We start from the raw sequence: 12,708 nt of genomic DNA on the forward strand, positions 1-12,708 counted from the left end.
CAAAAGGTGGAAGATGCTTATGGTTGCCGCGGCTGGCCTCGCGACAGCTGCTTTGGTTAGCTCTTGCAGCGGCAATGAGTTCGAGGCGGCGACGCCCAGCATAGCCGAGACTGCGGAGCCGGCAGCAACGACAGCCACGGCGGACGAAGCGAAGGATCGGTTGTTCTGGAAGCCGCCTGAGGGCTGGGTAGGCGATGTGATGCCATTTTCCGATAACGGCCAAATTCATTTGTTTTATTTGCAGGATTGGCGGGACGGCGCTCCCGGCTTTCATCCTTGGCATATGGCAGCGACAGCGAATTTGACCGACTATTCCTATGCAGGAGAATCGATCCCTTTTGGAGAAGAGCATGAGCAGGATTTGGCGCTTGGCACGGGGAGCGTCATTAAAGCGGGCGATACGTACCATGCGTATTATACCGGCCATAATTGGAGGTTCCCGCAGGAAGGCAAGCCGAAGGAAGCCGTTATGCATGCGGTCAGCAAAGATTTGAAGAGCTGGACGAAGGCGGAGGAGGATGCTTTTTACGCGCCGGATGGTTATGAGAAGGATGATTTTCGAGATCCGTTTGTTTTATTCAATGAAGAGAAGGGCGAGTATTGATGCTGCTTAGCGCGAGGAAGGAAGGCACAGGCGGCGTCATTGCTTTATTCGCGTCCAAGGATTTGAGCAAATGGGAGGCTCGCGAGCCGCTTTCGGTCGAAGCTTCATCGTCGTTTTTTATGCTCGAATGCCCGGATGTTTTCCAGATGAATGGCAAATGGGTGCTTGTATTCTCTGAGTTCAGCGACAAAAAGTCTACCCATTACCGGATAAGCGATACGCTTGACGGTCCTTGGACCAAGCCGGAACAGGATGTCTTTGATGGAAGAGCGTTTTATGCGGCCAAAACAGGCGCGCTAGGCGAGAGGCGGTTTTTATTCGGTTGGGTGCCTACGCGCCAGCTGGAGAAGGATTATATGAAATGGGATTGGGCCGGCAATATGGTCGCACACCAAATGGCGCTTGGCAAGGACGGAGCACTTGGCGTGAAGGTGCCGGATGAGATTGACCGCTTATTGTCAAAATCAGCTGAACTGAGAGCGACTCGTCAGCTAGGCGGCGCAACCGAAAATGGCGATACATGGGAGCTTGACGGAACGGCTGGGACAAGCGGTATGATTTTTGCGAAAATGCCACAAACGGCGAAGATTACCGGTACCGTGCGATTCGATGGCAAGGTTGCTTATAGCGGCTTAGTGGTTGGTGTGGGAGATGATCCTGAGAAAGCATACGGCATTCAGATCGAGCCAGCTAAAGATCGGATTCGCTATGATGCGGCTAATGGCGATTTGCTCCCATCGACCGAGCCCGACGTACAGGTGCCGATTGATCTCGAGCCGGATGCGGACTACCCTTTCACCATTATTATCGAAAATGATGTGGCGGTCTTCTATATCGGAGAGTCCGCGCTTACAACTAGAATATACAAAATGCCAGGGCAAGCTTGGGGCTGGTACTCAAGAGGCGGAAAAACAACGCTTTCGAAGCTGAAGCTATTCGTCCCGGGAGCTTAAGTAAACGGTATCTGGAGGAATGAACATGACCGACTTGTACAAGGAGCCGTTCCGGCCGCAGTATCATCTGACGCCGCCGCAAGGCCCGATGAGCGATCCGAACGGTATGGTGTTTTTTGAGGGCGTGTACCATCAGTTCTATCAGTTTACCGGACGATGGGGCCATGCGATCAGCCGTGATCTTATCCATTGGGAGCATTTGCCGCTTGCTCTTGTATCCGATGAGCTGGGCGACATTTGGTCGGGCTGCTGCGTCGTGGATACCCATGATTCGAGCGGCTTATTCGGCGGCAAAGCGGGACTGGTCGCGATCTTCACCCACTATAAGGACGGCTTGCAATCGCAAAGCCTTGCTTACAGCCGCGACAGCGGGAGCAGCTGGACGAAATATGAAGGAAATCCGGTCATCCCGAATCCGGGAATCCGCGATTTCCGTGATCCGAAGGTGCTCTGGCATGAGCCAAGCGGCAAATGGGTCATGGCGGTATCCGTTAATAAAAAGGTATATTTTTACTCGTCCAGCAATTTGCTAGCATGGAAATATGAAAGTGAGTTTGGCGAAGGCCAAGGCTCCCAGGCAGCCGTTTGGGAATGCCCGGATTTGTTCCTTCTTCCGGTTGATGACGATTCCGGGCGCCACAAATGGGTGCTTCACGTCAGCGTTGGCGATAACGAGGAAACGGATGGCTCGACCGCGCAATATTTTGTCGGCGAGTTTGATGGCTGCTGTTTCGTGAACGATGATACGGCTGGCGAGCAGATCCGCTGGACCGATTACGGACAAGATTTTTATGCGGCAGTTACCTATTCGGGCATTCCGCAGGAGGACGGCCGCTGCATTTGGCTCGGCTGGACATCCAATTGGAAGTACCCGTTCGCAGGGCCGACCGAGCCATGGAAGGGCGGCATGTCGATCCCGCGCTCGCTTTCATTAAGAACTTTAAGAGACGGAACGATAACACTTTGCCAGAAGCCGATCGCCGAGCTTAAGCGGCTGCGAGCTGATTCGCTTCGTTTTGCTTCCATAGAAGCGTCAGACCAGACTGTAAAGCTGGATTTTCAAGGCAGCTCGTATGAGCTCATTGCGAATATCGAGTGGGAGAAAGCCCAGTCCTTCGGCTTACGCGTGCGTTGTTCAGAGGAAGGAAATGAGGCAACAGAAATTGGCTACGAGCCCGGGACGCAGACGGTTTTCGTAGACCGGATGCGGTCTGGCAGAAGCGATTTCATGAATCGCGAAGGCAGCCCGTTTCATTTTGGCAAACGATTTGAGGCTCCACACCGCGCTGCGGATAAAACGGTCAAGCTGCATGCATTTGTAGATGAATCGGTCATTGAGCTGTTCGTCGATAACGGGGAAACGTCATTTACGGCATTGATTTATCCGTCACCCGGCAGTCTCGGGCTAGAGCTGTTTGCAAGCGGCGGAGCTGCCTTCTTCCGTTCAGTTGACGTATATAAGCTGGAGTCCGTTTGGAGGCAGAAAAATAACAAGTTAGGATAGGTGATTGCAATGGAAAATGTGACAAGCAAGGGCGCTAAGCATCAAGCTTTCATCGCGCAAGCGGAGGAAGCGCTGAAAGCGAACAAGGCTACGATGGATAAGACGTTCCGGCTCCATTATCATATGATGCCGCCAGCGGGCTGGATGAATGATCCGAACGGGCTGATTCATTGGCAGGGGGATTATCATTTGTTTTACCAGCATGATCCGTTCCAGGCAAAGCAAGGGCCAATGCACTGGGGGCATGCCCGCAGCCGCGATCTCGTTCACTGGGATCATCTGCCGGTGGCGCTTGCGCCATCGGAGGATTATGATAAAGGCGGAAATGGCGGACAAGGCTGCTGGTCAGGCAGCGCAGTTGACCATAATGGACAATTAACCTTGATTTACACCGGGCATGTCGACGGCAAAAACCCGGAGGAAGTGCAGTGTCTGGCAACTAGCGCGGACGGCGTGACGTTCGAGAAGCATGCAGCCAATCCCGTTATAGGCGGCTCGCCCGACGAGGAGCGCTTCGGCTTCCGTGATCCGAAGGTCTGGAGGCACGAAGACCTGTGGTACATGGTCGTTGGTTACGGCAAAGACGGATTGGGCAAAGGCATTATCTACACGTCAAGCGATTTGATGAACTGGGAATATCGTGGCGCTGCGGTTGAGAGCGACGGCACGATGGGCGATATGTGGGAGTGCCCGGATCTGTTTCCGCTTGGGGAAGGCGGCCAGCATGCGCTGCTCATCTCGCCAATGAATATTGCGCCAATCAAAAACTTGTATCTGTCTGGCACATTTGATTATGAAAGCTGCCGCTTTGAGAAGCAGCAAATGGGGCAAATCGATTACGGATTTGATTTCTACGCGCCGCAGACGCTGCTTGATGATCAAGGCAGAAGAATTATGATTGCTTGGATGAACATTTGGGGTGCTGTTATGCCGGAGCAGGCGCATGGCTGGCTGGGTGCGATGATGCTTCCGCGGGAGTTGACGCTGGCAGCAGACGGAACGGTGCGGAGCAATCCGGTACCAGAGCTTGCCACGCTGCGCGGCGCGCATGTGTCCGCATCCGGCATCACTTTAGTGGACGGAGAACCTACTGCCATAGATAACGTTCAGGGCGATTCGCTTGAACTAGCTATCGTGTTTGATTTGAGCCAATCGGATGCCTCAGAGCTTGGCCTTCGGATTCGCTGCTCCGAGGACGGCTCCTCGTATACAGAGATCCGTTACGCGATTGCCGGGCAAAAGCTTTATATGGATCGGAATCTAGGCGGAGCAGGCGATGGCGGAGTCAGCGAAGCTTCGCTCGCTCCTTCAGAGGACGGGCGTTTGCAGCTTAGACTGTTTATCGATCGTTCCTCGGTTGAATTGTTTGCAGGCGAGGGGCTTGTCGCAATCACGAACCGCCTTTACCCAGACCCGGCTAACGTTGGTATCAGCTTCTTCGCTCGACAAGGAACGGCGGTAATCGAATCATTGGATGCTTGGGAGTTGAAGCCGATTTGGTAACGAAAGCAAAGGTTGATTTGGACGTTGTCGCGCTGGGCGAGCTGCTGATCGATTTTACGCCGGATGGAATATCGGAGCAGGGACAGCCGTTGTTTGAAAGGAATCCGGGAGGAGCGCCCGCGAATGTGCTTGCAGCTCTAGCCAAGCTTGGCTGCAGCACTGCTTTTATCGGGGCGGTAGGGAATGATGCCTTCGGTCATTATTTGGGCAGCGTGCTGGCGCAAAGCGGTATTCTCGTAGAAGGCTTGAAATATTCGGCAGAGGCGAATACGACACTCGCTTTTGTCCATTTGGATGCCAGCGGCGACCGCTCCTTCTCGTTCTATCGCAGTCCTGGCGCCGACCATATGCTCCGCGCCGAGGATGTTAACCGTGAGCAGATCGATGCAGCGAAAATATTCCATTACGGCTCGATCTCGATGACGCATGAACCATCGCGGACGGCAACGCTAGAGACTGCCGCCTATGCGAGATGCCAAGGTTTGCTGCTCTCCTACGACCCGAATCTGCGTTTGTCATTATGGGACAATGAAGCACTGGCGAAGGAGCGTATATTGGAGGGGCTGAAGCTTGCGGATGTGGTGAAGCTGTCTGAAGAAGAGCTGCTATTCCTAACCGGAACCAGCGATCTCGAAGCGGGCACAAAGCTGCTTTGCGAGCAGTTCCCCTCACTGTCTATGCTGCTTGTAACGCTGGGGGCTAGTGGGAGCTACTGCCGTGCAGGCATGGTCACTGCGGCTCATGGGGGCTATAGCGTGGAGGTCATAGATACGACAGGCGCAGGGGATGCATTCCTAGCCGGCATTCTGTATGGACTCCTCACTCGGCGAGCGGGTGGCCAACAGGAGTGGACGCAGGAGCGGCTTAACGCTTTGCTCGCATTCGCTAACGCGATGGGAGCGCTTGCCGCAACGGGCAAGGGAGCGATTCCTTCGATGCCGTCGCTTGAGGCTATTGCAGTGCTTGCCGGATCATCCGTTGTTAGCTTGACGTAGCAGTTTGCAGCTTTAAGCGCGAGCAGACGATTGCAATTAAGAAAGAAGAGCTGTCCATTCTGATCAATGCTCACATTGACCGAAGAGGGGCTCTTTTTTTTGCAAAAACGGCTTGTACGCCGGTTGACAGCTAGAAAAAAAAACCTTATTCTATGATTGACTGAACGAGTCAATCTATAATTTATCGTAAATTAACCCTTGCACTGATCACGGCTGCCTTCATTGAAATGGTTTCGTTTAGCAAGATATTGACTGAATGAATCAATCGAAAATCAAAGGAGCGATAAACATGGCCAGTATTCCCAAAAGAGAAAAGGCAATTGTAATCGGAGGCAGTATAGCCGGCTTAATGACGGCAAGAGTGCTCTCGGATTATTTCGAGGATGTGCTTGTCATCGACAAGGATGAATTTCCCGATCAGCCCGTGGATCGCGCAGGCGTGCCGCACGGTTTTCATCCCCACCGCTTCACGGCGCGTGGTAAGATGATCACAGAGCAGCTTTTTCCCGGCTATGAGGAAGATTTGCGAAAGCTGGGGTCTCCTACTTCCCTGAATAAGACAGCTCATATTATGAGTCAATATGGAACGGTAGCTGGGCCATACGACAGAGATGATATCAAATTCAGCCGTGCCGCACTTGAGTGGGTCATTCGCAAACGCGTAAAAGCGATTTCGAATGTGCGCTATATGCCGAAGCATGATGTGCTTAGTCTCATATCGATCTCTGATCGAGCGGCTGTTACCGGTGTCAGAGTCCGGGAACGCGGAGAACAGGGAAGCGAGAATGAATGGCTGGCGGATCTCGTCGTGGATGCAAGCGGCCGCGCGTCTAAGCTGACGCAATGGCTGGAGGAGCTGGGCTGCGAGGTGCCTGTTGCAGACCTAATGAAAGCTTCAATCGGCTACAGTACAAGAAGGTATAAGGTGCCTGCCCATAAGGCTCATTTGACCAAGGAATGGGATGTTATCAACATCATGGGTCAACCGGCTAAAGGGACGTTTACAGGCGTCTTCTCCTTTATTGAGAATGGAGTAGCTGAAGTGGTGCTTTATCGTCCCGGCGGTCAATATCCGCCAACGATTGCAGAACAATTTGAAGAGGCGATTGCTGCGCTTCCATCTCCCTTAATCGCGGAGATTTTGCAAGATCTCGAACCGGTTACTCCGCTGCGCGGTTTTCATGTCCAAGAGCTATATCGCCGTCATTATGAGCAAGTGGAGAAATGGCCTTCTGGATTGTTAGTCATAGGCGATGCCTTTTGTATCTATGATCCAATCTTCGGCCAAGGAATGACGGTTGTGGCGATTGAAGCGGATTTACTGAAAGCCAGCCTGCAAGAGCACATGATTACCCCTCAAGTGGGGTTCGAGCAAAGGCTGCTTCGGAAGATGCAAGATGAGGTCATCACGCCTACTTGGTGGTTAAACTGCTCCGCTGTGCTCGAGTGGGAGGGTGTCGAATATGAGTCTGCGTCCGAGCCGCTTAAGGGAATTGCTTTTGGACGGCGGTTTATGGATCTTGTGCTTAAAGAGGGAACAGGCAATCATAACTATGAGCTCTTCGGCATGTACTGGGCGGTAAATACGCTGTCGGTTCCGCTGCGGGAGCTGTATAATTTGGATAGGGTAAGCGCGGTGCTGCAAGCTTCTGACGAAGGGCGGCAATTGCTCGCAGAGCTTTTGGAAGAGCATGGGCTGCCGCTTGAGGACGTGCTGGATAAGATTATACCTCATTAAGGAGTGAAGGATAAATTGGCGCCTTTAAACGATGAACAGCTTCATCATATTCGTGATGAACGTAAGGAGCAGATAATGGGCGCGGCCCTGAAGGTTTTCTCGCGGAGGGGCATTATTGGTACGAAGATGAGCATGATCGCAGCCGAAGCAGGCATTAGCCATGGACTGTTATACCATTATTTTAAGTCAAAAGAAGAACTCTTCACCACACTTGTTGAGAGTGCCGTGCTCGCAGCGCAAGATGCGCTCCAGAATGTCTATAACTTGCCTGGATCGCATTTCGAAAAGATCAAAGCTTTAACCATTGACATGCTTGATGAAAGCGGCACGGATTATTTTATGCTCATTCATCAGGCGCGAACCTCAGACGGTGTGCCAGAGAAAGTAAAGCAGCTCGTGGAAGATTATTCAATGAAAGCGGCAGTCGGGCAATTGCTGCCCTTATTCCAAGAGGGACAGGCGGCGGGCCAGATTATCGCGGGCGATCTCGAGGAGTTGATTTCTTCTTATTTGTCGGTTTTAAATGGCTTAATGGTGCTTAATGTACAGAAAATTGGAGGATATCAGATCCCCAAAGTTAATATTCTGCTGAGAATGATTGCTCCATTTGACCGTTAAGTTGGTCATTAAGAAGAGGCTCGCTTATCCGACTTACGGGTAGATAATCGAGCCTCTACTATTTTTATTGATTATAGTCGTTTTCGTTTATAGAAGGCGATGAACACGCAGGAAAGAAGTAGAATAATGAGCGTAATGCCAACAGTAGCAGCTTCTTTTGGGCTGCCTTTCGGCTGAACGGCTAGAGTGCCAGGTCCGCCTGGACCGCCGAACCCGCCGCCGCCCATGCCGCCGCCTTGTCCGTCAGGCCGCTGGCCGCCGAAGCCGCCCTGCATGCCTCCATCAGGCATTTGCCCGCCTGGGGCAGCTGCGTCGGCATCGCCTTGCGGCATCTGTCCGTCAGCTGCCGCATTTCCGGCATCGGCAACGCCTGCTGCGGCCAGTTCAACTGCCGGAGCAGGATTGCCTAATGCGGATTGCTCATTAGCTGCCGCATGCCCATTGTTATCCGCATTTTCAGCGTTTGCTGCCGGAGCAGCTGCATTTTGTCCCGTATTTTGCTGGGCATTTTGACGGTTGCCGCCGCGTCCGCCGCCCATCCCGCCGAAGCCGCCGCCACCCATGCCGCCTCCACTGCCGGAACCGTCACCGGAAGATGCAATCGTACCGTCTAGCTGCTTTGCGATACTAGTTGTTTGCGTCGTATTTAATGACAGAACCGAAGTGATGCCACTTTCATACTCGTCGTAGGTATAGAAAGAGGAAGGATCGGCTTTCACATAGGAGGAGATCATGTCGCGTATTTCCTGCACCCGTGCTGCAAATGCGTCGCCAGACAAGTAGCCTTCAATCGCTTTGGCAAGGATGTTATGATACGTTTCCTTATATTCATCCACCGCCAGCAGCTTTGCGACCAGAGGACGATCGGTCAACGTGCCGGTAGTTGGCTCATCGATCAAAATGCCAGAACCGCCTAATCCGCCGAATGCCATATTATAATCCCATGGCAGTACGTTAAATACACCGTCGTCCTCGTACAAATAATAATTATGCTTATTTTGGCCTAAGTAGCTGTCCATGTTGCTCGTAAGCACATTTAACGCGATAAACGCTAATGCTTCATCGACATCCAGCAAGCTTTCAATGTCGGTTCCGTTGTTCAGCTCATCCAGCATATCGAGCAAAATATCGTCATTGGATTTGTCCGATTTCAGGTCGAGCCCCGTATAGGATTCGATGGTTGACAGCCAATTAAGCTCGCTTCCCGTGCCGCCGTTTGCCTTGTAAAGCGCTCCATAGGCATTGTCAAAATGACGCTCCAGATAGGAGTCTCCAATTTGCTCAACCGCCAAATAAAAGCCCCAAAGCTCATCATTTACATACACGTTTACGTACGAATATTTTGGAGTAGGAAGCCCCATATCCTCCGCCAGCTCGTAGGAAAGAAACTCTCTCATATACGAAGCATCGCTGTAATTATTGTTCAAATTAATTTTTGTGATTCCTTCTAACGTCTGATTTACATACTCGTCAAAAGAGATTTTAAAGCTGTACCGATCGGAGTCGGTCATATTGACGACGCTTCTGAGACTCAGATTGCCTTTTGCCCGTATGCCGACATTTTTGAAGGTTTGGCCGTTATATTCAACGGTCGCTTCCTTGTATTCCTCGGCGCTGGCATTGTCCAGCAGGTTTTGGAACTCAGCTGCATCAATCGTAATTTTCACATCCACGACCTTATCCTTTGGAAAAACCGTTTCATCGAGCTTTTGCTCATCCGCTGATTTATCGCTTGCACTCGTCGCTTTGCCCGAGCTTGCGAGGCTGAAGGACGTACCTCCCACGGCACAGCCCGTCAATCCGATAATCAGGAGAATGGAGCAAAAGCATAATAAAACAACATGCGCTTTCGCTTTCATTGAAGCACCTCCCGATTGTTAGGACACATAATCCCCGCTATAGCTAATAAGCACCGCATTTCGAACGCCTGCAAGCTCCGTTAATTGATTCACGAAACGTCCGGTTTCGTCGCGCAGCCGAATCTCAAGCGTCATTTCAATGTTGCCTTGCGTCACTGTTTTTTGCTTCACGTTGTAGCGTTTCACGAGCGTGCCGACTTGCTTGTGAACGAGCTGCTCAGTCGCATCGTTGTCGCAGTTAACGACAAGCAGGTATGGCGTTTCGACGGAACCGCCCTTGACGAAGAAGAAGAGGATAAGGCCAACGACGACAGAGCCGATTACTGCTAGCGTGAAGAAGCCAGCGCCTGTTACGATCCCTGCAACCGCAGCCCAGAAAAGGAAAATCAGATCGGTTGGATCTTTAATCGGCGTTCTGAATCGTACGATGGATAACGCGCCGACCATACCGAGCGAGAGTACGAGATTGGAGTTGATAGCGATAATGACGACAGCCGTAATCATGGTCATGCCAATAAGCGATACGTTGAAGCTTTTCGAATAAAGCACGCCGCTAAAGATTCGTTTGTAAAGCAAGTAGATGAAGAAGCCAAGCAGAAAAGCAACGCCTAACGTAATTAATATTTTAGAGAGGCTGATATCGGAGGCGAAGTTCTCTAATACTGAATTTTTTAGTATATCGGTAAAATTGGTCGTAGCCCCAGTCGCTTCGGCAGCCGTTGTTGTTGTTTCCATTTTAATAATCCTCCCAAGTGTTGAATTTCAAATGTTTGCGGCAGATCACGTATTTCGAAGCCGATTGCCGGTTTAAGCCTTCGAGCTGCAGGGCGATTTTGATATAAGCCGGAATGTAGGCATCGTACTTGACCTCGAGTATGATCAGGTCGTTATCAAGCGCACGGATCGGCTCAACGCTTTTGTCAAAAATATCAACGGCGTGCAGTCCGGTGCGCAGCTCCTTATCAAACGTGATCCGCACATTGCCGTTATCGCATACGTAGGGCTCGCGGACATAATCGACGATCACCTTCGGCCTCAGCAGCTTATGGCTGATTTCATTATGGATTTCGTTCAAAAGCGGTTTGTCCGGCTCTTTAAGCACATCGTAGTCGCCGACCATCAGCTTGTCGTACATGACTCTGGTTAGCGGCTCCTTCACCTTGGCGATATAGTCTTTGAATTTAATTTTTTTCTCAAAGTGGATGACGTTGTCTTGGCCGTTATAAATGCGGATGCGATACTTAACCCTGTCCCGCACACCGCCAAGCTTCTCGTGCAGAGCCTTGTTGTTGATATCATCAAAGTACAAGCTTCGTATGTGATATTCGCCAGTAGGGCCGACATGCTTGTCTTGCTCCATTAGATCCTTTAGCCGCTGCCGTATAATGAAGTATTGATGATAATTAATGAAAAATTTTAGTTCGTTGCGGTAGTTTACGTTTTTGTTCATTTCACACCTCTTTTCTTGTTCAACGCCCCTTGCTGCTTTCAAATGTTATTGTACGGGCCTTTACTTATTCTTAACTTAAGGTCGGCTGAAAGATTGCTGAATGCGCCGTTTGCAAGGTTTTTGATAAGATAGGATGAAGATCACGTAAAGATGGAGGAGGGGATAAGCCTTGAAATTGCGCAAGGATTTGATGCTCGTGCTCGCATGCTGCGCGCTGCTTCTTGCAGGCGCAGCCGCAGTGGAATGGCTAAAGGCTGACAAGTCGCAGAAGCCGGTCGCCATCGTAACAACGTTCAAGGGCGATCCGATGACGAGCCGCGCCTTTACTTGGCACAGCGGGAGCCGGCAAGCAGCTTCGGTCGTTCAGCTAATGAAGGAAGATGCCTCCTTGGGCTGGGACGATGAGCGGGTCATGACCTTTACAGGCACATCTTCAAGCGTTGATATAGGGGGCGGAGCCTCGCAAGCCGTCCATAAAGCGGAGGCAGCCGGTCTTGAGCCGGGAACGGCCTATCGTTACCGCGTAGGCAGCGGGGAGGCGAAGGGCTGGAGCGATGCCGCCGTATTTGAGACGGAGCCGGAGCAGCTCGATTCTTTCAGCTTCATTAATGTGACGGACTCGCAAGGCGTGACCGAGCAGGATTTTGACCTGTGGGGAAATACATTAAACAAGGCGTTTGCGACCTTTCCGAGCGCAGCCTTCATCGTTCATAATGGCGATCTGACTGAGGACCCGGAAGATGAGCAGGCGTGGACGAGTTTATTCGCAAAAGCAAGCAAGTGGGTATCGCAGTTTCCCTTTATGCCGGTAACCGGCAATCATGACGAGGTGGATGGGCTAGCAGAGCGATTCATCTCTCATTTTAATTTGCCGAACAATGGCGCGGAAGGCTCCGCCCAAGGCACAGCCTATTCCTTTGATTACGGCTCCGTTCATTTTGTTATCTTAAATTCCGAATCAAATATAAAAGAGCAGACAAAGTGGCTGAGCAGCGACCTTGAAAATACAGACAAGCCTTGGAAAGTCGTTGCTGTGCATCTAGGCCCTTATGGAGGCAATACGTACAAGAAAGTGAAGGATTGGACGAAGCTGTTTGATAAGTTCAAAGTTGATTTGGTGCTGCAGGGCCATAATCACGAATATTCGAGATCTTATCCGCTGCGCGATGGACAAATTGCAGGCGACGGCGAGTCCGAGGTGCAAAATCGTGAAGGAACAGTATACGTCGTAACGAATGCGTCAGGACAGAAGTTTAACGAGAAGAAGGAAGACCAATTCTACCACAAGGTCCATTTTCAAAATGGGAAGCAGATGTTCGCAGGCATTACGGTCAGCGGGGATTCGTTAACCTATCAGGCGTACGATGCGGACGGTCAAAAGCTGGATGAGTTTGTGCTAAAGCATTGAAACAAACGTTGCAAAACAAATAAAGCAGGCGTTAGTTCTCCACTCTGGAGCTGCTGACGCCTGCTTTTTATTTTGC

Annotated in this window: 10 protein-coding genes and 1 pseudogene; 8 read left to right on the plus strand and 3 right to left on the minus strand. The window is 51.2% G+C overall.

The genetic code is table 11. The annotated features are described in order from the left end of the window. Window positions 1–199: 199 nt before the first annotated feature. The 7 genes and pseudogenes from ADU23_RS33625 to ADU23_RS17430 all read left to right on the plus strand — a co-directional run. Window positions 200–930, plus strand: a pseudogene (locus ADU23_RS33625) (glycoside hydrolase); the annotation flags it as partial. 69 nt (window positions 931–999) lie between these two features. Further along, window positions 1,000–1,557 (plus strand): glycoside hydrolase domain-containing protein, encoded by a 558-nt coding sequence (locus ADU23_RS33630; protein WP_231637616.1) that lies wholly within the window; start codon window positions 1,000–1,002, stop codon window positions 1,555–1,557. A gap of 25 nt (window positions 1,558–1,582) precedes the next feature. Continuing rightward, window positions 1,583–3,061 carry a glycoside hydrolase family 32 protein gene (locus tag ADU23_RS17410; protein WP_053374891.1) on the plus strand — a complete coding sequence of 493 codons (1,479 nt, stop codon included), beginning with the start codon at window positions 1,583–1,585 and terminating at the stop codon, window positions 3,059–3,061. Window positions 3,062–3,070: 9 nt separating this feature from the next. Continuing rightward, window positions 3,071–4,564 carry a glycoside hydrolase family 32 protein gene (locus ADU23_RS17415; protein WP_053377689.1) on the plus strand — a complete coding sequence of 498 codons (1,494 nt, stop codon included), beginning with the start codon at window positions 3,071–3,073 and terminating at the stop codon, window positions 4,562–4,564. Then, a complete protein-coding gene (locus tag ADU23_RS17420; protein ID WP_197286080.1) occupies window positions 4,558–5,559 on the plus strand; it encodes a PfkB family carbohydrate kinase in 1,002 nt (333 codons plus the stop codon). Before ADU23_RS17415 ends, ADU23_RS17420 begins: the two co-directional genes overlap by 7 nt. Before the next feature lie 289 nt (window positions 5,560–5,848). Next, window positions 5,849–7,297, plus strand: coding sequence for an FAD-dependent oxidoreductase (locus ADU23_RS17425; protein ID WP_053374892.1), 1,449 nt, complete (start codon window positions 5,849–5,851; stop codon window positions 7,295–7,297). 15 nt (window positions 7,298–7,312) lie between these two features. Beyond that, on the plus strand, window positions 7,313–7,915 hold the full coding sequence (locus tag ADU23_RS17430) for a TetR/AcrR family transcriptional regulator (RefSeq protein ID WP_053374893.1): 603 nt from the start codon (window positions 7,313–7,315) through the stop codon (window positions 7,913–7,915). Window positions 7,916–7,986: 71 nt separating this feature from the next. Here the strand turns inward: ADU23_RS17430 and ADU23_RS17435 are convergent, their stop codons facing one another. Genes ADU23_RS17435 through ADU23_RS17445 form a run of 3 tightly spaced genes read right to left on the minus strand, consistent with a single transcriptional unit; the run spans window position 7,987 to window position 11,224 of the window. Then, a complete protein-coding gene (locus ADU23_RS17435) occupies window positions 7,987–9,774 on the minus strand; it encodes a CotH kinase family protein (protein ID WP_053374894.1) in 1,788 nt (595 codons plus the stop codon). Between the two features lie 18 nt (window positions 9,775–9,792). Next, on the minus strand, window positions 9,793–10,509 hold the full coding sequence (locus tag ADU23_RS17440; RefSeq protein WP_053374895.1) for a DUF4956 domain-containing protein: 717 nt from the start codon (window positions 10,507–10,509) through the stop codon (window positions 9,793–9,795). Window position 10,510: 1 nt separating this feature from the next. After that, window positions 10,511–11,224: a polyphosphate polymerase domain-containing protein gene (locus ADU23_RS17445; RefSeq protein ID WP_053374896.1), complete on the minus strand. Its 714-nt coding sequence runs from the start codon at window positions 11,222–11,224 to the stop codon at window positions 10,511–10,513. 169 nt (window positions 11,225–11,393) lie between these two features. Here ADU23_RS17445 and ADU23_RS17450 point away from each other — a divergent pair, with 169 nt between their 5' ends. After that, window positions 11,394–12,632 carry a purple acid phosphatase family protein gene (locus ADU23_RS17450; RefSeq protein ID WP_053374897.1) on the plus strand — a complete coding sequence of 413 codons (1,239 nt, stop codon included), beginning with the start codon at window positions 11,394–11,396 and terminating at the stop codon, window positions 12,630–12,632. Window positions 12,633–12,708: the final 76 nt, after the last annotated feature.

The sequence above is a fragment of the Paenibacillus sp. FJAT-27812 genome (assembly GCF_001273905.1).
In the GTDB taxonomy this organism is placed as follows: Bacteria; Bacillota; Bacilli; order Paenibacillales; family Paenibacillaceae; genus Pristimantibacillus.

What these genes read in the sequence shown, in the direction of transcription:
- ADU23_RS33630 (WP_231637616.1), top strand. Translation starts at nt 1,000, where the DNA reads ATGGCGCTTGGCAAGGACGGAGCACTTGGCGTGAAGGTGCCGGATGAG.
- ADU23_RS17410 (WP_053374891.1), top strand. Translation starts at nt 1,583, where the DNA reads ATGACCGACTTGTACAAGGAGCCGTTCCGGCCGCAGTATCATCTGACG.
- ADU23_RS17415 (WP_053377689.1), top strand. Translation starts at nt 3,071, where the DNA reads ATGGAAAATGTGACAAGCAAGGGCGCTAAGCATCAAGCTTTCATCGCG.
- ADU23_RS17425 (WP_053374892.1), top strand. Translation starts at nt 5,849, where the DNA reads ATGGCCAGTATTCCCAAAAGAGAAAAGGCAATTGTAATCGGAGGCAGT.
- ADU23_RS17435 (WP_053374894.1), bottom strand. Translation starts at nt 9,774, where the DNA reads ATGAAAGCGAAAGCGCATGTTGTTTTATTATGCTTTTGCTCCATTCTC.
- ADU23_RS17440 (WP_053374895.1), bottom strand. Translation starts at nt 10,509, where the DNA reads ATGGAAACAACAACAACGGCTGCCGAAGCGACTGGGGCTACGACCAAT.
- ADU23_RS17445 (WP_053374896.1), bottom strand. Translation starts at nt 11,224, where the DNA reads ATGAACAAAAACGTAAACTACCGCAACGAACTAAAATTTTTCATTAAT.